General features: G+C 57.9%; 17 protein-coding genes. 11 read left to right on the forward strand and 6 right to left on the reverse strand.

Annotated features, from left to right (window positions below):
• Positions 1 to 80: 80 nt before the first annotated feature.
• From CKW26_RS27165 to CKW26_RS27185, 5 genes are read right to left on the reverse strand one after another with little or no spacing between them, the layout of a single operon-like run.
• Entirely contained in the window at positions 81 to 458 is a 378-nt protein-coding gene (locus CKW26_RS27165) for a response regulator (RefSeq protein WP_003225116.1), read from the reverse strand.
• Positions 459 to 502: 44 nt separating this feature from the next.
• Positions 503 to 1,717: a hybrid sensor histidine kinase/response regulator gene (locus CKW26_RS27170; RefSeq protein ID WP_095050852.1), complete on the reverse strand. Its 1,215-nt coding sequence runs from the start codon at positions 1,715 to 1,717 to the stop codon at positions 503 to 505.
• A complete protein-coding gene (locus tag CKW26_RS27175) occupies positions 1,711 to 2,304 on the reverse strand; it encodes a chemotaxis protein CheB (RefSeq protein WP_095050853.1) in 594 nt (197 codons plus the stop codon). Before CKW26_RS27175 ends, CKW26_RS27170 begins: the two co-directional genes overlap by 7 nt.
• A complete protein-coding gene (locus CKW26_RS27180; protein ID WP_093431257.1) occupies positions 2,301 to 3,134 on the reverse strand; it encodes a protein-glutamate O-methyltransferase CheR in 834 nt (277 codons plus the stop codon). The genes CKW26_RS27175 and CKW26_RS27180 overlap by 4 nt, the downstream gene beginning before the upstream one ends.
• Positions 3,134 to 6,625, reverse strand: a complete 3,492-nt coding sequence (locus CKW26_RS27185; RefSeq protein WP_095050854.1) for a response regulator — start codon at positions 6,623 to 6,625, stop codon at positions 3,134 to 3,136. The genes CKW26_RS27180 and CKW26_RS27185 overlap by 1 nt, the downstream gene beginning before the upstream one ends.
• Positions 6,626 to 6,888: 263 nt before the next feature.
• Between CKW26_RS27185 and CKW26_RS27190 the strand changes: the two genes are divergently transcribed.
• On the forward strand, positions 6,889 to 7,248 hold the full coding sequence (locus tag CKW26_RS27190; RefSeq protein ID WP_095050855.1) for a response regulator: 360 nt from the start codon (positions 6,889 to 6,891) through the stop codon (positions 7,246 to 7,248).
• Between the two features lie 192 nt (positions 7,249 to 7,440).
• Here the strand turns inward: CKW26_RS27190 and CKW26_RS27195 are convergent, their stop codons facing one another.
• Positions 7,441 to 9,780 carry a hypothetical protein gene (locus CKW26_RS27195; RefSeq protein WP_095050856.1) on the reverse strand — a complete coding sequence of 780 codons (2,340 nt, stop codon included), beginning with the start codon at positions 9,778 to 9,780 and terminating at the stop codon, positions 7,441 to 7,443.
• A 271-nt stretch (positions 9,781 to 10,051) separates the two neighbouring features.
• On the opposite strand from CKW26_RS27195, the gene CKW26_RS27200 reads away from it, so the two are divergent.
• The 10 genes from CKW26_RS27200 to CKW26_RS27245 all read left to right on the forward strand — a co-directional run bounded on the left by CKW26_RS27200 (position 10,052) and on the right by CKW26_RS27245 (position 22,209).
• On the forward strand, positions 10,052 to 11,377 hold the full coding sequence (locus CKW26_RS27200) for a glycosyltransferase (protein WP_095050857.1): 1,326 nt from the start codon (positions 10,052 to 10,054) through the stop codon (positions 11,375 to 11,377).
• Between the two features lie 103 nt (positions 11,378 to 11,480).
• On the forward strand, positions 11,481 to 12,365 hold the full coding sequence (locus tag CKW26_RS27205; RefSeq protein WP_095050858.1) for a phospholipase: 885 nt from the start codon (positions 11,481 to 11,483) through the stop codon (positions 12,363 to 12,365).
• A gap of 68 nt (positions 12,366 to 12,433) precedes the next feature.
• On the forward strand, positions 12,434 to 13,339 hold the full coding sequence (locus tag CKW26_RS27210) for an AraC family transcriptional regulator (RefSeq protein ID WP_095050859.1): 906 nt from the start codon (positions 12,434 to 12,436) through the stop codon (positions 13,337 to 13,339).
• Positions 13,340 to 13,684: 345 nt separating this feature from the next.
• A complete protein-coding gene (locus CKW26_RS27215) occupies positions 13,685 to 14,995 on the forward strand; it encodes a sugar ABC transporter substrate-binding protein (protein WP_095050860.1) in 1,311 nt (436 codons plus the stop codon).
• A 154-nt stretch (positions 14,996 to 15,149) separates the two neighbouring features.
• Complete coding sequence (locus tag CKW26_RS27220; RefSeq protein ID WP_095050900.1) at positions 15,150 to 16,076, forward strand: carbohydrate ABC transporter permease; 927 nt, start codon at positions 15,150 to 15,152, stop codon at positions 16,074 to 16,076.
• Between the two features lie 8 nt (positions 16,077 to 16,084).
• Positions 16,085 to 16,915 (forward strand): carbohydrate ABC transporter permease, encoded by an 831-nt coding sequence (locus CKW26_RS27225; protein ID WP_034154211.1) that lies wholly within the window; start codon positions 16,085 to 16,087, stop codon positions 16,913 to 16,915.
• Positions 16,916 to 17,041: 126 nt separating this feature from the next.
• Positions 17,042 to 18,145: an ABC transporter ATP-binding protein gene (locus CKW26_RS27230; protein WP_095050861.1), complete on the forward strand. Its 1,104-nt coding sequence runs from the start codon at positions 17,042 to 17,044 to the stop codon at positions 18,143 to 18,145.
• A 15-nt stretch (positions 18,146 to 18,160) separates the two neighbouring features.
• Positions 18,161 to 19,636 (forward strand): mannitol dehydrogenase family protein, encoded by a 1,476-nt coding sequence (locus CKW26_RS27235; RefSeq protein WP_095050862.1) that lies wholly within the window; start codon positions 18,161 to 18,163, stop codon positions 19,634 to 19,636.
• 124 nt (positions 19,637 to 19,760) lie between these two features.
• Positions 19,761 to 21,257 (forward strand): xylulokinase, encoded by a 1,497-nt coding sequence (gene xylB, locus CKW26_RS27240; RefSeq protein WP_095050863.1) that lies wholly within the window; start codon positions 19,761 to 19,763, stop codon positions 21,255 to 21,257.
• 13 nt (positions 21,258 to 21,270) lie between these two features.
• Positions 21,271 to 22,209 (forward strand): carbohydrate kinase, encoded by a 939-nt coding sequence (locus CKW26_RS27245; protein ID WP_095050864.1) that lies wholly within the window; start codon positions 21,271 to 21,273, stop codon positions 22,207 to 22,209.
• Positions 22,210 to 22,246: the final 37 nt, after the last annotated feature.

The following is a 22,246-nucleotide window of genomic DNA, read 5'->3' on the forward strand; positions in this document are numbered from 1 at the left end:
CCGCAGGCTGCGATCTTTTGATCTTGCTTTTAACGATCAACATCAAAAGATCGCAGCCTGTGGCAGCTCCTACACAGATATCAGGCGAGCAATTCCTGAATCTTTTCCTGCAACACATCCAGGTCGAACGGCTTTTCCAGGATCGGCGCCTTGCGCGTGATCGGGCTGCCGGTTTCGCGGATTTCCTGCGGATAACCGCTGATGAAAATCACTTTAAGGTCCGGGCGCAGCTTGACGGCCGGCTCGGCGATCTGCACACCGGAGATCCCGCCGGGCAAGCGGAAATCGGTGATCAACATGTCCAGATGTGGCTTGCTCGCAAGAATTTCGAACGCCTGCTCGCCGTTTTCGGCCTGCAACACGCGATACCCCTGCCCTGACAGGTAATCCGTCAGGACCATCAAGATAACCGGTTCGTCCTCGACGACGAGTACTACATCTTGTGCATCTACGCTCATGGGAAGCCTTTGTTCGGTCAATAGCTGCTGATACGACCGTGTGGTCACTCAGAGGTTGCGTCGGATTTGCCGTTTTCCTGGATTGGCAGACAAACGCGAAACAGGGCGCCTTCGTTGATTTCACTCTCGACGACGATGGAGCCGCCATGGGCGGCGACGATCTGCTCGGAAATGAACAGACCCAGCCCGAGCCCGGCCACTACCGTCTTGGCGGAAACCCGTTCGAACTGTTGAAAAATACGCTTCTGGTTGTCCTGGCTGATGCCGATGCCACGGTCCTGCACCTCGATCCGCGCTTCATCACCTTCACAGTAAACCCGCACCTGGATCGGACTGCGACCGCCGTAACGCAGAGCGTTAGTCAGCAGATTGGTGACTACCTGCTCGATGCGGAACTCGTCCCAATGGCCTTCCACCGGTACTGGCGCGGTAAACGACACTTCGGTTTCAGCGGCTTCGATCTGTTGCGCAAAATTTTGCAGCAGGTTGCTAACCAGTTGCACCAGATCGAAACGACTCGGTCGGATCGACAATTTGCCCGTGCGAATGCGCGACACGTCGAGCATGTCTTCGATCAGGCGGATCAGGCTTTTGATCTGCCGTTCATCGCGGTCGACCATGGCGTGCATCTTGTCGAGGGTAAACGCCGCAGCGTTGTCCCGAGCCAAGTGCATCTTGCGCAACTGGGTTTCGAGGATCAGGCCGTTGAGCGGCGTCCGCACTTCGTGGGCAACGATCGACATGAAGTCATCACGCATGCGCACGGCCTGCTCCAGTTCCAGCTGAGTGTTCTGCAGTTGTTGCAGCAGCGCTTCCTGCTCGCGACGGGCCTGCTCCAGGGCTTCGAGCTGTTGCTTGAGCGCTTTGCTCTGGCGGTACAGATCGACGAAGACATTGACCTTGCTTTTGACCGCATGGATATCCAGCGGCTTGTGCAGAAAGTCCACCGCCCCGCTCTCGTAACCCTTGAACGCATAATTCAGTTCACGGCCGGCGGCGCTGACGAAAATGATCGGGATATTCTTGGTTTTCTCGGTACCACGCATCAACTCGGCGAGTTCGAAGCCATTCATGCCCGGCATCTGCACGTCGAGGATGGCCATGGCGAACTCATGTTGCAGCAACAACGACAGCGCTTCATCCGCCGATAGAGCTTTATAGACGGTACGGTCTTCGCGCTTGATCAGCGCTTCGAGCGCCAGCAGGTTCTCCGGCAGATCATCGACGATCAGCAGTTTGGCTTGGATATTACTCAGCATGCGATTCGTTCCAGCTCGACAAGCAGACGGCCGATGCCGTGAATGGGTAGGACATGATCCGGCTGCTGAATCTTCAGTGCAGCCAAGGGCATGGTGGCGACTTGCGCGTCTTCGGGGTCCTGGACGATGGTCAAACCGCCGCAGCGCTTGACCTCGGCCAACCCGCGCGCGCCATCGTGATTGGCGCCGGTCAGCAGTACAGCGGCCAAGGAAGAACCGTAGGCGTCGGCGGCCGATTCAAACAGATAGTCGATCGATGGCCGTGAATAATGCACGCGCTCCTCGAGGCTCAACGAGAGGCTGCGATCCTGCTCCACCGACAGGTGATAACCCGGCGTGGCGAAATACACGTTGCCGGCAACGATATCCTGTTTGTCGGCAGCCTCGTGCACCGGCATCTCCACACGCCGGGAGAAGACCTCGGCCAATTGGCTGCGGCGCTCTTCGGGCAGGTGCAGGACCACAATGATCGGCAACCTGTAGCCTCGGCGTAGCGGTCCGAGCAGGCTCAGCAGCGCCTCGACGCCACCGGCGGAAGCTCCGACCACTATTGCGTCGACGCGAGGTAAATCCACGGCCTCGTTCATGTTTTGCGGTAGATCCGTTCTTGTTTGACCAGCGCTTCGAACTGATTCGCGTAACCGGAGAAATCCAGCGTTTCCTTGCTGCCCAGTACTAGAAAGCCGCGGTGGCACAGCGATTCATGAAACAGACCAAAGGCGCGGTCCTGAAGTTTCTTGTTGAAGTAAATCAGTACGTTGCGACAGGAAATCAATTGAGTTTCGGAGAACACGCTGTCCGTCGCCAGACTGTGGTCGGCGAAGGTCACGTTCTCACACAGGCTCTTGTCGAAAATCGCGTAACCGTAAGCTGCAGTGTAGTAGTCGGCAAACGAGCGCTGGCCACCAGCCTGCTGATAGTTGGCCGTGTACGCACGAACATTCTCCATCGAGAAGATCCCCTGCTTGGCCTTGTCCAGCGAGCGTGGGTTGATATCGGTGGCATAGATGATCGTGCGATCAAGCAGGCCTTCCTCGCGCAACAGAATCGCCATCGAATAGACCTCCTCGCCCGTGCTGCACCCGGCGATCCAGATCTTGATCGACGGATAAGTGCGCAGCAGCGGCACCACTTCCCGGCGGATCGCGAGGAAGTGCGACGGGTCACGAAACATCTCGCTGACCGGAATCGTCAGCAATTGCAGCAACTGCATGAACGCTGTCGGGTCATGCAGAACCTTTTCCTGCAATGCCGAAATGGTCGCGCACTCGAACTGGCTCAGCGCGTGCTGCACCCGGCGCTTGATCGAAGCGCCGGAGTAATCGCGAAAATCGTAGCTGTACTTGAGGTAGATCGCCTCAATCAACAAGCGCAGTTCGATTTCACTGTTTCGTTCAGCTGGCGTACTGCGTTCCACTAAATGCGTTCCATTTTTGGTAACCACACGCGAATCAGCGAGAACAGGCGATCCAGGTCGATAGGCTTGGCCAGGTAATCATTGGCACCCGCCTGCAGGCAGCGCTCCTGATCGTCTTTCATGGCCTTGGCCGTCACCGCGATGATCGGCAACTTGCGCCAGCGCGGATCCTTGCGGATTTCAATGGTGGCTTCAAAACCATCCATTTCCGGCATCATCACGTCCATCAACACCAGATCGATGTCCTCGACCTCATTGAGTCTTTCAATCGCCTCACGCCCGTTACGGCCGATGACCACGACTGCGCCTTTGGTCTCCAGGGCGCTGGTGAGGGCGAAAATGTTACGCACATCGTCGTCCACCAACAGCACTTTGCGACCCTCGAAGACCTTGTCGCGGCTGCGCGCGGTCTTGAGCATCTTCTGCCGTTCATGGGACAACTGCGATTCGACTTTGTGCAGAAAGAGTGTGACCTCGTCCAGCAAGCGCTCTGGCGAACGTGCGCCCTTGATGATGATCGAGCGCGAGTACTTGCGCAGTTCGGCCTCTTCATCACGGGTCAGGTTGCGCCCGGTGTAGACGATAACCGGCGGGAACGAGCAGATGTCTTCGGTGGACATGCGCTTGAGCAGGTCATTGCCGAGCATGTCCGGCAACTTCAGGTCGATCACCATGCAGTCGTAGATCGTCGTGCGCAGCAGCTCCAGAGCATCCTGCGCGAGGCCGACGGCGGTGATTTCGATGTCTTCGTCACCGATCAGACGGGCAATGCTTTCGCGCTGCAAATCGTCGTCCTCGACCAACAGCACGCGTTTGACCTTTTGGGTCAGCTTGGCTTCGAGACGGGCGAACACGTCCTTGAGCTCTTCGCGGGTGGTCGGTTTGACCGCATAGCCGATCGCGCCCATGTGCATTGCCGCTTCGACACGGTCCTCGACGGAAATCACATGCACCGGGATGTGCCGGGTTCCGGCGTGTTCCTTCAGGCGTTGCAGCACGGTGAGGCCGGAGTGATCCGGCAGGCGCATGTCGAGCAGGATCGCGTCCGGCACAAACTCTTTGGCGAGGTCGTAACCTTCGTCCGCGCCATGGGCCACCAGACACTGATAGCCCAGTTCATGCGCCAGATCGTAGAGGATGTGCGCAAAGTTCGGCTCGTCTTCCACCACCAGAATGCAGCGCGTGGCGAATGGCGTCTTGTTGCGGTCATCGGCGAAGCGCGGAATATGCACCGGCGCCAACGGCGAAACAACCGGCGCCAGTGGCGCGCTGGCCACCGCCGCTGGCGGGGTAAAGGTCAACGGTGCGAACGCAACTTCATTGGACTCGTTGAACTGCTGCGGCAGCAGCAATGTGAACACACTGCCCTGCCCCGGTGTGCTGCTGACGCTGATCGAACCGCCAAGCAAGGTCGCCAGATCCCGCGAAATCGACAGGCCCAGACCGGTGCCGCCGTACTTGCGGTTGGTGGTGCCGTCGGCCTGGCGGAAAGCTTCGAAAATGCTTTCCTTCTGGTCGGCGGCGATGCCGATACCCGAATCGCGCACGATGAACGCGACCCGATCATCCGGCTGGCCGGCGATGGTCAGGCTGACCGCGCCCTTCTCGGTGAACTTCACGGCGTTGGACAGCAGGTTCTTGATCACCTGTTCCAGCCGCTGACGGTCGGTGTAGAGCATGCCCGGTGCACCAGGTTGCACATCGACGCTGAAGGTCAGCTGTTTGTCTGCCGCCAAAGGTTCGAACACGCTGCGCAGACCATCGGCCAGACGCGCCACGCTGGTGTTCTCCGGAATCACTTCGAGCTTGCCCGCCTCGACCTTGGAGATGTCCAGAATGTCGTTGATCAGGTTGAGCAGATCGTTGCCGGCGGAGTAAATCGACTCGGCAAACTTGACCTGTTCGGCGCTGAGGTTGTCCTGTGGGTTCTCCGCGAGCAACTTGGCCAGAATCAGCGAACTGTTCAGCGGCGTGCGCAGTTCGTGGGACATGTTGGCGAGGAATTCGGACTTGTACTTGCTCGAGCGTTGAAGCTCTTCGGCGCGCTCTTCGAGTTGTACCTGAGCCTGATTGAGTTCGGTGTTTTTCAGATCCATGGCGTCGCGTTGTTCGGCCAGCGTCTGCGCCTGTTCGGCAAGTTGCTCGTTGGTCTGTTCCAGTTCGACTTGCTGGGTTTCCAGATGCGCCTGGGATTCCTTGAGAATCCGCGACTGCTCTTCCAGTTCTTCGTTGGCGGTTTTCAACTCTTCCTGCTGCACCTGCAACTCTTCGTTGAGTTGCTGGGTTTCCGCCAGCACTTCCTGCAAACGCTGACGGTAGCGCGCAGCTTCGATGGACGTACCGATGTTGGCGGCAATCAGCTCCAGCAGTTCGATATCGCGATCATTGAGCGGGCGCAGGAAACCCAGCTCGATCACACCATTGACGCGGTCGTCATCGCTGGTCGGCACCACCAGCACACTGTGCGGCAAGCCTTCGCCCAGCCCCGAGCTGACTTTGAAGTAGTCCGACGGCACCGAATCCAGACGGATCAACCGCGCCTGCTGCGCCACTTGGCCAACAATGCCTTCGCCGCTGTAGATCGACTGATCTTGTTCTTCCTGCTCGCGGGAGAAACCGTAAGTAGCCACCCGCTTGAGGCCGCCGTGCTCTTCACGCACATACAGTGCGGCCACGGCGGTGCCCAGATATTGCGCGCAGAACTGCAGAATATTGCGCCCCAGCAGATTCAGCGTCAGTTGCCCCAGCACCTGCTCGGCCAGTTCGGTCTGACCATTGCGCAACCAGGCCTGCTGCTCCAGACGTTCGGCACTGGCTTGTTGGGCGGCAAGGTTGGCGCTGTAGTTGGTCGACAGGTTGACCAGATCACGCCGGCCGATATAGGCCAGCAAGCCACTGATACCGGCAATGAACACCAGATAGAGGCTGATGCTCCAGATCGTGGTGCGGCGCACGTCTTCATTGCGCGTGGTGCGCAGGACCTGTTCGGTCTCGATGACGTCTTCGAATTGCTTGCGGATCTCGTCCGTCAGGCGTTTGCCGCGTCCGGCCTTGACCGCGCCCCGGTAGTCGCCACTGGAGCGCTGCAGATCGATCATCGACTGGGCATAATTGGACCACTCAACCTGCAAGGCTTGCAGACGGCGCAGACGATCGGTTTGTACAGGGTTGTCGGCGGTCAGTTCGAGCAAGGTACTGAGGGCCACCGCGATGCGCGGCTTGGCCGTTTCGTACGGGTCGAGGAAATGCTCGTCGCCGCTGAGCAGGAAACCACGCATGCCGGTTTCAAGGTCCACGGTCAGCTTCACCGCTTCGTTGGCGTTATTGATCACCCGGTCGGTGTGCTCCACCCACTGGATTACCGACAGCAGATAAGTGATCAGCGACACGAAGAACACGGCACTGAGCACACCGACGCCCAAAGGCAGACTGATGTTGCGACTCAGGAGTTTGCGAAACCGTTGCTCATCAACCGTAGACGGAGAGGACATGGGGCAGCCTTGTCGAACTGTTGAAAAACCGGCAGTTTGCCCCAAAACGACGGCGTGGATCCATTTTTCTCACATCTTTCGCCGCAAATTCCTACATGCACCAGCACCTTTACAGCCTTGAACAGTTATCCTTGCGGTCCCGTCTGCGGCTATGCTTTTTTTGTCTCAGGCAGGGAACTTGTGGCACTGCGCCACTTACTGATGAAAGAGCCCGGCACTTTTGATCGACCGGCGACCCTGAACTGACTTTCGAGAGCCTTAATATGTCTACCCCCGCCCCCACCATCCTTGTCGTAGAAGACGACGACATCGTGCGCATGCTGATCGTCGATGTGCTGGAGGAGCTGGAGTTCAAGGTGCTCGAAGCAGATGGGAGCGAACAGGCTCTGGAGGTTCTCAAGGACGCCACCAAAGAGGTTGACCTGATGATGACCGATGTCGGCTTGCCTGGCATGGATGGCCGCGAACTGGCAGGCGAAGCACGAAAACTGCGCCCCGCCCTGCCGATTCTGTTTGCCAGTGGTTATGCCGAAAGCATCGTCGTACCAGCGGACATGCACGTAATCGGCAAACCATTTTCGATTGATCAGTTACGCGACAAAGTCAAAAGCATTCTTCAATAGGTACATCAAGCGTATCGTTCACGGAATAGCTTTGTGCGACTCCTGCATATTGATATTCGCTTACCTCAGCCGTTGCCAGTGCCCCCGCAACACTCGTTTTTGTCGAGCCCATGGATGCCAGTCCGGCGCACGATTGCCATTTCTTCATCGGCAAAATGCTTTACCGCGAACTGGCAGAGGTTTCCTGAGGTGTCAGTTTCTCGCGTTCAAGCGATCTCGTTTAGCGTTCTGTCGCTCCCGGAAGGCACTGATATCACTGCTATCAACCTTCCCTGTCGCAGGTCGCATGCCCTCCGACGCAGACTGAGCCGCCATCACAATCGCTTCCTGCGCGTTCAGCGCTTCGTTGCCGAAATCGACGGGGGACAACAACTCTCCGTCAGCAAATGGCTGACGTAATTTGTTGCCCACATCCCGGCCCGCTCCCGCCAGCGGGTTGATTTCACTCGCCGCAATGGCCCGATTGATCGCTTTGGGATTGGCGATGAAGTTGCCGGCCGGGTCATAGGCGCCCAGAATCAGACCCGGTGGTAGGTCAACGCCATAATTGATCTCCAGCGGTGGCAGGGTTTTTAAGCCTGAGTTGGGGCGAAAAGCCAGTTCGGTGTTGGCGTATAAATGAAAGCCTTCCACTTGGCGTGCGTCGATGAAATAGGTAAATCCACCCTTCTGTCCCCCATAGACAAAGGCTCCCGCTCCGTCCTTTTTATAGAATGCCGAGGTGGAAATACCCGCGCCATCAGGACTGAGTGCGTCATGAGCGCCGCCATATCCCCCCTTCAAACCGTTGATCTGATCGAGGTGCTTGATCGGTGCGCGCTGGGTAAACCCCTTCTGAAAGATGAGTGAAGGGTCTCGCATGTCTCCCCGAAAGACGAACCCCTGATAAACAAAGCCCTTTTCGGGACCGGACAAGCGGATGACCCGCGTCTCCGTTGCCAGCTTTTGCGCTACGTTCGGGCCGCCTGACAACTCGGCGAGATAACCGGCAACTAGCAAGCCTTTGGCCGCGTCTGGAATCTCTTTTCCTGTCGTGCTCGCCAACTGTTGACGCAGCCGTGTCGCCGAGCGGCGAAAGACCGAAGGCCGATTGCTGTTTTTGAGCGCCTGGAGCACCCGGCGCCCCACGTCTCTCTTGAGCGCAAGCGACAATGTCTTGCCGATCAGCCTTTCGGCTATCGGGCCTGCGAGTTCGGCCAGCAAACCGATCGCGGCGTTGATCCGCAACCGCTCGGTCTCGGAAGGATCATCCGATATCTCTGCACGAATCAAATCGGTCGCGGAAGCCCCGAGTCCCAGGAGAAAAGGAATCAGCATGCGAATCGGAGCAGACGCGAATGCCGCCGTTCCGCCGTAAGGCAACGAGGCGGCAAACGCAACACATTGCAGGAGATAACCGGCCGCCTCCAATGCAAAATCGGTCCAGCGTTCGGCTTCCGTTGAAACGAGCGTATCGATGTCGGCAAGTGCCCGCGCGATTTGACGATCGAACAAATCCTGACCGATATCCGAACTGGATCGAAATACCAATTCCCGGTAGTTGGCACGGGTGACGAACACGGGAAATTCTGCGCCGCGATATTTGAAATCACGAACATACGGTTTCTGTTGATCGCGTAACGGCACGCGCTTGAGCAGGCGCTTCTGGAAGTCTTGGTTATTTTCAACAAAACGCCCACGGGCATCATGTCCGGCGGGAAACTCGAAGGCCGCACTGTCTTCCCCCAGGAAAAACACCAGGCCACGGTCCAGATTGCTTCGTCCGATAAAAACAGCGTTATCTACATTCAAATCAGGATCGCTGTGCAAGTTAAGCAAGCGTGGTGGAATCATGCCTTTGAGATACTCGAAAGCGATGACTTGATCATCCAGGGAGCGATCACCACTCTTGATGAATTCCACGACCAACTTGTTCAGCTCTGTTTTTTTCAATAAGCGGCCAAATGCGCTAACCGCAGGCGATCGCAAGTTATCTTTTACATACTGTTTAAAGTCCTCTTGATAGTCCGCATCATTGAACACCTCCCTGAGTTTCTGCGGATAATAGGAAGGCCACTGTATGGTCACTCCATAGAGTCCTTTGAGAACACGCACGTGATAGTCAGTGCAGATTTCTGCGAGAGTGAATGCTTTTTCTTTCCAGACAACCGCTTTTTTCTCTCCTTGGAGCGAGTCGCTGCGCTTAGGCGCTTCCAACTCGTAATACTTAACGCTGACAGCGGAATCATGCTGAATACGCTTGCGAACATCGTCTTCAATGACAATTTCCAATACAGTTTCATCAATACGCTCGCGAATGAAATGAGCAGGATCAAAACTCACCTCATCCATAACTGCGGCACACCCTTGCAGTATCTCCTGAGCCAGCTCTTTTACATTGACGCCTTCCACGACATCCCCTGACGACAAGACCGAACTGGCGTTTCTCGCCCTCGACAATACTGGCGTCTCATCGGCATCTGCCAAAGGGTCCAGCAACCACAGTAACGATTCTTCGGAGCCGGCATAAAGCCCGGATAGTTGATTGTTCATATAGTCTCCTGCGCACAGTACTAAAACGCGGACCGCATCTTTCAACGACTGTGGCGCAAGCGAAACTATCAATACTGCCGCACACTTATAAAGCTAATAACCATTAGCAAATCTTGCACAACACTTACATTAATCAATAGCAGAACAACCCTCTCACCTGCATTTTTACCGTAAAGCCCAAGCATATTGATAACAGTGTTAAATACCGCCCCTGCCATGGTTTAATTGCGCCTTCATCGCATCCCTCGTTTGCTGCACAGGAAAAACTCGCATGATTCAGCCTCCCGCCACCAAAGTCCTGGTCATCGGATACGTCTGGCCAGAACCGCGCTCCTCAGCGGCGAGCGGGCACGTCATGCAGATCCTCGAAACCTTCCTGCAACAAGGCTGGGACATTACCTTCAGCAGCCCGGCCGGCCCCGGCGAGCACAAAGCAGATCTTGCTGCACTCGGCATATGCGAAGTGGCCATCGAACTCAACAACAGCAGCTTTGACCACTTCATCAGTGAACTGGCGCCGGACATTGTGTTGTTTGACCAGTTCATGATGGAAGAACAGTTCGGCTGGCGGGTTGAAAAACAATGCCCTCAGGCACTGCGCGTGCTGGAAACTTCCGACCTGCAAAGTCTGCGGCATGCGCGCCACCAACGGCTCAAGTCTCGCCTCAAGGTCAATCCGGACCAGAATGATTTCAGTGATGTATTTGCCCCGGCCCTGCGCGACGAGTTCGAACTGATGGCCGAGAGCGATCTGGCTAGACGCGAAATTGCCGCGTTGTATCGTTGCGATCTGAACCTGATGATCTCCGAAGTGGAAATCGAACTGCTGATCGAGCAGTTCGGCTTGCCTCGGCAATTGCTGCACTGGTGCCCGCTGATGATCGACCCGCCGACGGCTGAGCCGGTAGCATTTGCAGAACGGGCGAACTTCTTGAGCATCGGCAACTTCCGCCATGCGCCCAACTGGGATGCCGTGCTGTGGATGAAGAGCACCATCTGGCCGCTGATTCGCCAACAGTTGCCCCAGGCCCAATTGCACATCTACGGCGCCTACACGCCGCCCAAAGCCACGGCGCTGCATAACGCCAGCGAAGGCTTCCACATCATGAACTGGGCCGAAGATGCGTTGCAGGTGATGTCTGCTGCGCGGGTGTGCCTGGCGCCTTTGCGCTTTGGTGCCGGGATCAAGGGCAAACTGGTCGACGCCATGCTGTGCGGTACACCCAGCGTCACGACGCCGGTTGGTGCTGAGGCAATGCAGGGTGATCACACTTGGCCCGGTTCCATTTCAAACAGCGCAATCGAGCTCGCCAACACTGCCGTGGCGCTTTACAAGGACGAGGCGCGTTGGCAAGAAGCTTGTCTGGCGGGAACCCAGCTACTCACCGAGCGCTACCAACAAGCGATACACGGACCGGCACTTATTGAGAAACTTCGTCACTGCCAACAGCACTTGCAAACACTCAGAAACAACAACTTCACCGGCAGCATGCTGCGCCATCACGCGCACAAAAGCACTCAATATATGGCGCAATGGATTGAAGCAAAAAACCGCAACACCACAGCAAACCAAGACTTAAACCGGGCCTCTACATAACTTGCATTCAAACAGCGATTGGCCAAATACGAACTTGACTCTATAAACATCCTGCGCGCGCACTCATATAACTTTAAATCACTATCCACGCAGGATATACACCATGAACTTTCATGATTTCCAACCCCATCAATGGATGGTCAACACACCACAGATTGATAACTTGTCTCTCAATGAGTTGACCTTACCGGGCACACACAATGCAGGCTGCGACCTGGAAGCCTCCTACGCTCAGCTTCCCGGGAGCCTCTGGCTGGCATGCCAGGACATCCCCTTTTATGCGCAACTCAATCGCGGCTCCCGGGCACTTGATGTACGCCTGCTGTACGACGCTCAGGCACAAGGGCTTGAGAGATTTCGCTTCCAGCACAACGGCTTTACATCTTCGCGCCATCTCGGCGATCTGATCCGCGACGTCAAGGCATTTCTTGAGCGCAGCTTCGATGAGTTCATCATTCTTGACTTCCACGAATTGACAAATGGCAACGCGCAATTCAACCACGCTGAATTCAAACAGTTGATGCTCGAGCATTTTGGCCAACACATGATTCCTGCCGAAAACCGCCACCTGACACTAGGCCAACTTAAAAAAGTCAGCCGACTACAGCGAGTCCTGGTTGCCGCGCCGATGACATGGGAAACCCGAGACAGCCGGTTCCAGGCACAAATCAATCATAAATGGATCAACCAGACCTTGGTGACCACCCACCAGTTGCACGGCTATATAAAAGAAGTCATGGGCACTTCCATCAGCCACTTGCGTCCTTGGTCTCTGAGCGCAACTTGTTATATCGCCAGCGGCCCTTTGCGCATTCTCAATAATCTGGACAACTGGTTTGATCCCGTAAAATCAGACTGGGCAAAAAAGTGCAATATCATTAACTTCGACTTCATTAAAAACTCGAAAGTGGTGTTTTTTTGCCAACAGGCCAATGTGGAGAAAGCCATCGAGAAGTCCAGAATGCCCCTCCACCAACAGCCGGCTTGAACGAGGCTGGCGCACCACACGGCAAACGAGGCATGATCACCTGGCGATCATGAAAAAGTACTCAGGCCATGACCCGAACCGCCCGCGTGACCGACCCCTCGTACGAGTTGATGGATGACCATAACGGGTTGTCCATCATCTACCGCCAGCACGGTTTTCCGTGCCCACTGGTGCGCTGGCATTTCCACAAGGAATACGAACTGCACTTGATCGTGGCCAGCTCAGGCAAGGTGTTCATCGGCGACTACATCGGCAACTTTTACCCCGAAACCCTGTTTCTCACCGGCCCCAATCTGCCGCATAACTGGATCAGTCAGGTGGCCGAAGACGAGGTCGTGGAGAAGCGTGACATGCTGGTGAACTTCACTGACGAGTTGTTCGAGAGTGGCCACCAGGTGTTCGCCGAACTGAAAACCCTGGCGCCCTTGCTGGAGCGCGCGCAGTACGGCATCGAATTTCGCTGCAAGCGCACGATCCGCCAGGCCATGACGCTGATGCAGCGCATTGCCGACAGTAAGGGCATCACCCGCCTCGGGCACTTTTTTATCCTGATGGAGCTGCTGGCCGCCAGTGATGATTTCCAGCTGTTGTCCGGCGCCACCACCCCGCAACTGGCCGACGAACACAATATCGATCGCACCAACCGGGCCGTCGATTACATCTTCAGTCATTACGCCCGCGACATTTCGCTGGAAGAAGTCGCCGAGCATCTGGGCATGACGCCGACCTATTTCAGTCGCGTATTCAAGCAGGCCACCGGGCGCAATTTCATCGAGTTCGTCAATCGGCTGCGTATCAGCAAGTCTTGCGAATTGCTGGCTGATGGCGACAAACCGGTGACCGACGTGTGTTTCGAGTCCGGATTCAACAATATTTCCAACTTCAATCGGCGCTTTCAGCAGCTCAAGGGTATGACGCCCTCGCATTACCGACGGCTCGCCGTGCAGCGCCTGACTGAACAAAACCACCATTGACAACGCAATTCCCCCCCTGTGGGAGCGAGCCTGCTCGCGAAGGCGGAGGATCAGTTGGCAAATCTGTCGCTGACACACCGCTTTCGCGAGCAGGCTCGCTCCCACAATGGACCTCGCAATGCTGTGAAACCTGTACGCATTCGATAGCGCCCCCTCGCTGAAAAGCCCTGCCCTGCGTTCGCCCCACAAATGCCGAGTGCAAAAAAGTATCGATAAAAGTGCTAGGGATGATTTGTCAGTCCTGCGATTGAAGGCTGTAATCAGCGCACATTCTTCCTGCACAGGAAGACACAAAAACAATAACTGTCCTTCTGTAACCCTCCGGGTGCAGAAAAGGAGTGCACGATGCAACCGACTGCAAAAGCTCTGCTTGCCCTCACCTGCATGACCCTCAGCAGCGTCAGCCTTGGCGCCCAGACCCTGACCATCGCCACCGTCAACAACAGCGACATGATCCGCATGCAAAAGCTCTCGAAAACCTTCGAGACCGAGCATCCGGACATCAAGCTCAACTGGGTGGTGCTCGAAGAAAACGTCCTGCGCCAACGCCTGACCACCGACATCGCCACTCAGGGCGGTCAGTTCGACGTGTTGACCATCGGCATGTACGAAGCGGCACTGTGGGGCGCCAAAGGCTGGCTCGAACCGATGAAGGATCTGCCGGCCAGTTACGCCCTCGACGATGTGTTCCCGTCGGTGCGTGAAGGCCTGTCGGTCAAGGGTTCGCTGTACGCCCTGCCGTTCTACGCGGAAAGTTCGATCACCTATTACCGCACCGACCTGTTCAAGGATGCCGGCCTGACCATGCCCGAGCGTCCGACCTGGGAAGAGATTGCCGGTTTCGCCGAAAAGCTCACGAAAAAGGACAAGGAACAGTACGGCATCTGCCTGCGCGGCAAGGCCGGCTGGGGCGAGAACATGGCGCTGATCACCACCGTCGCCAACGCCTATGGCGCGCGCTGGTTCGATGAGAAATGGCAGCCTGAATTTACCGGGCCGGAATGGAAAAACGCGCTGAATTTCTACGTCGACACCATGAAGAAATCCGGCCCGCCGGGCGCCTCCAGCAACGGTTTCAACGAAAACCTCGCACTGTTCAACAGCGGCAAATGCGCGATGTGGGTCGATGCCAGCGTCGCCGGTTCGTTCGTCACCGACAAGACCCAGAGCAAGGTTGCCGATCACGTCGGCTTCACCTTCGCCCCGCATCAAGTGACTGACAAAGGCTCGGCCTGGCTGTACTCGTGGGCGCTGGCGATTCCGACCAGTTCCAAAGCCAAAGACGCCGCGAAGCAATTCAGCGCCTGGGCAACCTCCAAAGAATATGGCGAGCTGGTGGCCAAAACTGACGGCATCGCCAACGTACCGCCAGGCACCCGCGCCTCGACCTACAGCGATGCCTACATGAGCGCCGCGCCGTTTGCCAAGGTCACGCTCGAATCGCTGAAAGCGGCTGACCCGAGCAAGCCAACGCTAAAACCGGTGCCGTACATCGGCATTCAACTGGTGACCATTCCTGAGTTCCAGGCAGTGGGGACGCAGGTCGGCAAGCTGTTCTCGGCGGCGCTGATCGGCCAGACCACGGTGGATCAAGCTTTGGCTGCCGCGCAGCAAACCACTGAACGCGAGATGAAGCGCGCCGGTTATCCCAAGTAACCCGCAAAGCTCGCTCCTGCCTTTTGTAGGAGTGAGCCTGCTCGCGATGGCGGTTTTCAATCTGAAACAGACGGTGACTGACACACCGCCATCGCGAGCAGGCTCACTCCTACATTAGATCTCCATAGGTCTGTATGACTCGGTTGTGATCGCCATGAATACTTCAACTGCCAAAGCCCACCTCGACCTGTCGCAACCTGCGCGCAAGGTCCGCGTACGCAATCCCGGCTGGTTTCTGGTCAGCCCTTCGGTGGCCCTGTTGCTGCTGTGGATGATCGTGCCGCTGGGCATGACCATTTACTTCTCGATGATCCGCTACAACCTGCTCTACCCCGGTGAAAACCAGTTCGTGGGGTTGGAGAACTTCACATACTTCCTGACAGATTCGGGTTTCATGCCCGGTGCGACCAACACCTTGCTGCTGGTCGGCAGCGTGTTGCTGATCAGTGTGGTGTTGGGCGTATTGATCAGTGCATTGCTGGAGGCCAGTGAATTCCTCGGTCGCGGCATCGTCCGGGTCATGCTGATTTCGCCGTTCTTCATCATGCCCACGGTCGGTGCGTTGATCTGGAAGAACCTGATTTTCCATCCGGTCTCGGGGATCCTCGCCTACATCTGGAAACTCTTCGGCGCGCAACCGGTGGACTGGCTGGCACACTACCCGCTGCTGTCGATCATCATCATTGTTTCGTGGCAATGGCTGCCCTTCGCGATCCTGATTCTGATGACGGCCATGCAGTCCCTCGACCAGGAACAGAAGGAAGCCGCACGCCTTGACGGCGCCGGGCCGGTCGCGATCTTCTGGCACCTGACCCTGCCGCATCTGGCGCGACCAATTGCCGTGGTGGTGATGATCGAAACGATCTTCCTGCTGTCGGTGTTCGCCGAGATTTTCACCACCACCAACGGCGGCCCCGGCTACGCCTCGACCAACCTCGCCTACCTGATCTACAACCAGGCGCTGGTGCAGTTCGACGTCGGCATGGCCTCGGCGGGCGGCTTGATTGCCGTGGTCATCGCCAACATCGCCGCGATCATTCTGGTGCGGATGATCGGCAAAAACCTGACTGACAAAGCCTGAGGCCTGCCATGACTCTTCAACAATCCCGCCGGCTGCAAAGCCTGCTGCTCGGCACCCTGGCCTGGGCCATCGCGATCGTGATTTTCTTCCCGATCTTCTGGATGGTGATGACCAGTTTCAAAACCGAAATCGACGCGTTCGCCACGCCGCCGCAATTCATCTTCACACCGACGCTGGAGAACTACCTGCACATCAATGAGCGCAGCGATTACTTCAGTTTCGCCTGGAACTCGGTGGTGATTTCTTTCAGTGCTACGGCCCTTTGTCTGCTGATCGCGGTGCCGGCGGCGTACTCGATGGCGTTCTACGAAACCCAGCGCACCAAAGGCACGCTGCTGTGGATGCTCTCGACCAAGATGCTGCCGCCGGTGGGCGTGCTGATGCCAATCTACTTGCTGGCGAAAAGCTTCGGCCTGCTCGACACGCGCATCGCACTGATCGTGATCTACACGCTGATCAACCTGCCGATCGTGGTGTGGATGGTTTACACCTACTTCAAGGACATCCCCAAAGACATCCTCGAAGCCGCCCGCCTCGACGGCGCCACGCTGTGGCAGGAAATGGTTCGCGTGCTGCTGCCGATCGCCAAGGGTGGCCTCGCCTCGACCGTGCTGCTGTCGCTGATCCTGTGCTGGAACGAGGCGTTCTGGTCGCTGAACCTGACCTCGTCGAAAGCCGCGCCACTGACCGCGCTGATCGCCTCGTATTCAAGCCCGGAAGGTTTGTTCTGGGCCAAGTTGTCGGCGGTCTCGACCCTGGCGTGTGCGCCGATCCTGATCTTCGGCTGGATCAGCCAGAAGCAACTGGTGCGCGGCCTCTCGTTCGGCGCCGTGAAATGAACATTGAAAAGCAAAAGATCGCAGCCTTCGGCAGCTCCTACATAAAGCATGCCGTCCTCCTGTAGGAGCTGCCGCAGGCTGCGATCTTTTGATCTTAAAAAAACAACAATGCGGAGGCCCATCATCATGGCCAACCTGAAAATCAAGAATCTGCAAAAAGGCTTCGAAGGTTTCTCCATCATCAAAGGCATCGACCTTGAAGTGAACGACAAGGAATTCGTGGTCTTCGTCGGCCCGTCGGGTTGCGGCAAATCCACCCTGCTGCGCCTGATCGCCGGTCTGGAAGAAGTCAGCGACGGCACCATCGAACTGGATGGCCGTGACATCACCGAAGTCAGCCCGGCCAAGCGCGATCTGGCGATGGTGTTCCAGACCTACGCGCTGTACCCGCACATGACCGTGAAAAAGAACATGTCGTTCGCCCTCGATCTGGCCGGCGTGCCGAAAGCCGAAGTCGAGAAGAAAGTCGGCGAAGCGGCGCGGATTCTCGAACTCGGGCCGATGCTTGAACGCAAGCCGAAGCAGCTCTCCGGTGGCCAGCGTCAGCGCGTTGCGATCGGTCGCGCCATCGTGCGTAATCCAAAAATCTTCCTCTTCGACGAACCGCTGTCCAACCTCGACGCCGCGCTGCGCGTGCAGATGCGCCTGGAACTGCTGCGCCTGCACAAAGACCTGCAAGCGACGATGATCTACGTGACCCACGATCAGGTCGAAGCGATGACCATGGCCGACAAAGTCGTGGTACTCAATGGCGGCAAGATCGAACAGGTCGGCTCGCCACTGGACCTGTATCACAACCCGGCGAACCTGTTCGTCGCGGGGTTCCTCGGCACGCCGAAAATGGGTTTCCTCAAAGGCAAAATCGCCCGCATCGATGGCCAGAGCTGCGAAGTCTCGCTGGATGCCGGCACGCGCATCACCCTGCCGTTCAACGCCGGCAATCTGAGTGTCGGCAGCGCCGTGACCCTCGGTATTCGCCCGGAGCATCTGGAGCTGGCGCAACCCGGCGATTGCAGCCTGCAAGTCACCGCCGACGTTAGCGAACGCTTGGGCAGCGACACCTTCTGCCACGTCACCACCAACGCTGGCGAAGCCCTGACCATGCGCGTGCGCGGGGATCTGGCCAGCCGTTACGGCGAACAACTGAGCCTGCACCTCGACGCGGCCCAGTGCCATTTATTCGATGCCGAAGGTGTCGCATTGACCCGTCCGCTGCGCGCTGCGGCCTGACTTCGAGAATTCCCGATGAAACTCAACCAACAGAATCTCCATCGTCTGGCCGCCGAAGTACAACTACCGGCCTACAGCCTCAGCGACACTCGCCAGGGCATCGCCCACATCGGCGTCGGCGGCTTCCATCGCGCACATCAGGCGTATTACACCGATGCCTTGATGAATACCGGCGAAGCGCTCGACTGGGCGATTTGCGGCGTCGGCCTGCGCGCCGAAGACCGCCGCGCCCGCGACGATCTCAAGGAGCAGGATTACCTGTTCACGCTGTTCGAACTCGGCGACAGCGACGACACCGAAGTCCGCGTGATCGGCGCGATTCGCGACATGCTGCTGGCCGAGGACGGTGCTCAGGCATTGATCGACAAACTCGCCGATCCGCAAATCCGCATCGTCTCGCTGACCATCACCGAGGGCGGTTATTGCATCGACGACAGCAACGGCGAGTTCATGGCGCACTTGCCACAGATTCAACACGACCTGGCCCACCCAGAGGACCCGAAAACCGTGTTCGGCTTCTTGTGTGCAGCCCTGGAAAAACGCCGCGCGGCGGGCATTCCGGCATTTACCGTGATGTCCTGCGATAACCTGCCGCACAACGGCGCCGTGACCCGCAAGGCGCTGCTGGCCTTTGCCACTCTGCGTAACAGCAATCTGTGCAGCTGGATCGACGCCAACGTCAGTTTCCCCAACGCCATGGTCGACCGCATCACGCCGATGACCAGCACCGCGCATCGCCTGCAACTGGCCGATAAACACGGCGTCGACGATGCTTGGCCGGTGGTCTGCGAGCCGTTTGTGCAATGGGTGCTGGAGGATAAATTCGTCAATGGCCGCCCGGCGTGGGAAAAGGTCGGTGTGCAGTTCACCGACGATGTTTCGCCCTACGAAGAGATGAAAATCAAACTGCTCAACGGCAGCCACCTGGCGCTGACCTATCTGGGCTTTTTGAAGGGTTACCGGTTTGTTCACGAGACCATGAACGACCCGCTGTTCGTGCGCTACATGCGCGCTTATATGGATCTGGACGTGACCCCGCAACTGGCGCCGGTGCCCGGCATTGATCTGACGGATTACAAAAACACGCTGGTGGCGCGGTTTTCCAATCAGGCGATTGCCGATCAGTTGGAGCGAGTGTGTTCGGACGGCTCGTCGAAGTTTCCCAAGTTCACTATTCCTACCATCAACCGCTTGATTGCCGATGGGCAGGAAACCAAGCGAGCGGCGTTGGTGGTGGCGGCGTGGGCGTTGTATTTGAAGGGGGTGGATGAGAATGGCGACACCTATTCGATTCCTGATCCGCGCGCGGCGTTTTGTCAGGCGTTGGTGGCGGACGATGCTTTAATCACTCAGCGGTTGTTGGCGGTCGAAGAGATTTTCGGCACGGCGATACCGCGTTCGGCGGAGTTTGTCGCGGCGTTTGAGTGGTGCTGCGACAGCTTGCGTGAAGAGGGTGTGACGCGGACGCTGGAAAAGATTCTCGCAGCCTGATCGTTCCCACGCTCTGCGTGGGAATGCAGCCCGGGACGCTCCGCGTCCCATCCAACAGCAGACGCAGAGCGTCCAATGAGGCATTCCCACGCAGAGCGTGGGAACGAGCGGTCCTGGAGTGCTAATGACAAAACAACAACTCTTCCTAGGCATCGACTGCGGCACCCAAGGCACCAAAGCCATCATCCTCGACGCCGTCAGCGCTCAAGTCCTCGGCCAGGGCGCCGCCGCCCACACGATGATCAGCGGCGCCAACGGTCGCCGCGAACAAGACACCCAGCAATGGCTGGACGCCTTCGCCATCGCTACCCGCCAGGCATTGCTGGCGGCGAATGTCGACGGTCAGGCGATCCTCGGCATCGGCGTCTCCGGCCAGCAGCACGGTCTGGTCCTGCTCGATGATCAAGGTGAAGTGCTGCGCCCGGCCAAGCTCTGGTGCGACACCGAAACCAGCGCCGAAAACGAGCGTCTGCTCACTCATCTGGGCGGTGAAAAAGGCTCGCTGGAACGCCTCGGCGTGGTCATCGCGCCGGGCTACACGGTGTCGAAACTGCTCTGGACCAAAGAACAGCACCCCGTGGTGTTCTCACGCATCGCACGCATTTTGCTGCCGCACGACTACCTGAACTTCTGGCTGACCGGCCGCGCCTGCAGCGAATACGGAGATGCCTCCGGCACCGGCTATTTCAACGTGCGCACCCGCCAATGGGACTTGCAATTGCTGCGCGACATCGACGCCAGCGGACGCCTGCAAGCCGCATTGCCTGAGCTGATCGATGCACATCAATCGGTCGGCACCCTCCTCCCGGCCATCGCCGAACACCTCGGCATCAACCCCAAGGCGTTGGTATCGAGCGGTGGCGGCGACAACATGATGGGCGCCATCGGCACCGGCAACATTCAGCCCGGCGCGATCACCATGAGCCTCGGCTCTTCCGGCACGGTCTACGCCTATTCCGAGGTACCAAAAGTCAGCCCGGACGCCTCGGTCGCGACGTTCTGCTCGTCCAGCGGCGGATGGTTGCCGCTGATCTGCACGATGAACCTGACCAACGCCACCGGCGCGATCCGCGAGCTGTTCGACCTCGACCTGCAACAGTTCAACGACCTCGTCGCCCAGGCTCCCATCGGCGCTGACGGCGTGAGCATGCTGCCATTCCTCAACGGTGAACGGGTGCCCGCCTTGCCCCACGCCACCGGCAGCCTGCACGGCTTGACGCTGGACAACCTGACCCAGGCCAATCTGTGCCGCGCCGCCGTCGAAGGCACCACCTTCGGATTGCGCTACGGGCTGGATTTGCTCCGCCAGAATGGTTTACAAAGCCGCAGCATTTGCCTGATCGGCGGCGGTTCGAAAAGTGCGGTGTGGCGGCAGATCGTCGCCGACATCATGAACACCCCGGTGATCTGTACCGAACAAAGTGAAGCCGCAGCCTTGGGCGCAGCGATTCAAGCGGCGTGGTGCAAATCCTGGTCGAACGGCCACGAAGATACCCTCGCCGATCTGTGCCAGCGCTGCGTGAAACTCGACTCAAGCAGTGAAACCCTGCCGATTGCCGCCAACGTCGCGGCGTTCCAGCAGGCCTATGAACGCTATCAACAGCATGTCGCAACCCTATAAAGAGCAAACAATTATGTATTTGGTGTGTGGCGAAGCCCTGTTTGATTTTTTCAGTGAAGACGACGCCAGCGGTCTGGCCTCGAAGGTAAATTTCAAGGCGATTGCTGGCGGCTCGCCGTTCAACGTCGCCGTCGGTTTGCGCCGCTTGGGCGTGGACTCAGCCTTGTTTGGCGGGCTGTCCACCGACTACCTCGGCCGCCGCTTGCAGCGAGTGCTGCAGGATGAAGGTGTGCGCCCGGACTATCTGGTGGATTTCGCCGCACCGACCACGCTGGCCATGGTCGCCGTCGGTGCCAATGGCTCGCCGCACTACAGCTTTCGCGGTGAAGGCTGCGCGGACCGGCAGTTGAGTCTGGCGCATCTGCCGGCGCTGGGGCCGGATGTTCGCGGCTTGCATATCGGCTCGTTCTCGCTGGTGGTGCAACCGATCGGCGATACCTTGCTGACACTGGTACAGCGTGAAAGTGGCAAACGCCTGATCACCCTCGACCCGAACGTGCGCCTCAATCCCCAGCCGAATATCGACCTGTGGCGCGAACGCATCGCGACGCTGGTGCCACTGGCGGATCTGATCAAGGTCAGCGACGAAGACTTGAGCCTGCTCTACCCCGAACAAGACCCGCAACGGGTGATCGAAGGCTGGCTCGAACATCGCTGCCAGATCGTCTTCCTCACTCGTGGCGGCGACGGTGCCAGTGTGTTCAGCCGCCGCCATGGCAACTGGTCGGTGCCGGCGGCCTCAGTGAAGATCGCCGACACCGTTGGCGCCGGTGACACCTTCCAGGCTGCTTTGATCACTTGGCTGACCGAGCACGGTCTGGACTCGGTCGAAGGCGTGCAGCAACTCGCTCGCGAGCAGGTCGACGCCATGCTCAGGTTCGCCGTTCAAGCCGCCGCGCTGACCTGCAGTAAGACTGGCCCGGATCTGCCCTATCGTCATCAATTGAACTGAGCGCGTAGACTATCGGCCTTTTTGCGCACGACGGGAT

Source organism: Pseudomonas sp. Irchel s3h9, assembly GCF_900187475.1.
Taxonomy (GTDB): Bacteria; Pseudomonadota; Gammaproteobacteria; order Pseudomonadales; family Pseudomonadaceae; genus Aquipseudomonas; species Aquipseudomonas neuropathica.

Coding starts and splice junctions, on each gene's coding strand:
- CKW26_RS27165 (WP_003225116.1), bottom strand. CDS start 458: ATGAGCGTAGATGCACAAGATGTAGTACTCGTCGTCGAGGACGAACCG.
- CKW26_RS27170 (WP_095050852.1), bottom strand. CDS start 1,717: ATGCTGAGTAATATCCAAGCCAAACTGCTGATCGTCGATGATCTGCCG.
- CKW26_RS27175 (WP_095050853.1), bottom strand. CDS start 2,304: ATGAACGAGGCCGTGGATTTACCTCGCGTCGACGCAATAGTGGTCGGA.
- CKW26_RS27185 (WP_095050854.1), bottom strand. CDS start 6,625: ATGTCCTCTCCGTCTACGGTTGATGAGCAACGGTTTCGCAAACTCCTG.
- CKW26_RS27190 (WP_095050855.1), top strand. CDS start 6,889: ATGTCTACCCCCGCCCCCACCATCCTTGTCGTAGAAGACGACGACATC.
- CKW26_RS27195 (WP_095050856.1), bottom strand. CDS start 9,780: ATGAACAATCAACTATCCGGGCTTTATGCCGGCTCCGAAGAATCGTTA.
- CKW26_RS27200 (WP_095050857.1), top strand. CDS start 10,052: ATGATTCAGCCTCCCGCCACCAAAGTCCTGGTCATCGGATACGTCTGG.
- CKW26_RS27205 (WP_095050858.1), top strand. CDS start 11,481: ATGAACTTTCATGATTTCCAACCCCATCAATGGATGGTCAACACACCA.
- CKW26_RS27210 (WP_095050859.1), top strand. CDS start 12,434: ATGACCCGAACCGCCCGCGTGACCGACCCCTCGTACGAGTTGATGGAT.
- CKW26_RS27215 (WP_095050860.1), top strand. CDS start 13,685: ATGCAACCGACTGCAAAAGCTCTGCTTGCCCTCACCTGCATGACCCTC.
- CKW26_RS27220 (WP_095050900.1), top strand. CDS start 15,150: ATGAATACTTCAACTGCCAAAGCCCACCTCGACCTGTCGCAACCTGCG.
- CKW26_RS27225 (WP_034154211.1), top strand. CDS start 16,085: ATGACTCTTCAACAATCCCGCCGGCTGCAAAGCCTGCTGCTCGGCACC.
- CKW26_RS27230 (WP_095050861.1), top strand. CDS start 17,042: ATGGCCAACCTGAAAATCAAGAATCTGCAAAAAGGCTTCGAAGGTTTC.
- CKW26_RS27235 (WP_095050862.1), top strand. CDS start 18,161: ATGAAACTCAACCAACAGAATCTCCATCGTCTGGCCGCCGAAGTACAA.
- xylB (WP_095050863.1), top strand. CDS start 19,761: ATGACAAAACAACAACTCTTCCTAGGCATCGACTGCGGCACCCAAGGC.
- CKW26_RS27245 (WP_095050864.1), top strand. CDS start 21,271: ATGTATTTGGTGTGTGGCGAAGCCCTGTTTGATTTTTTCAGTGAAGAC.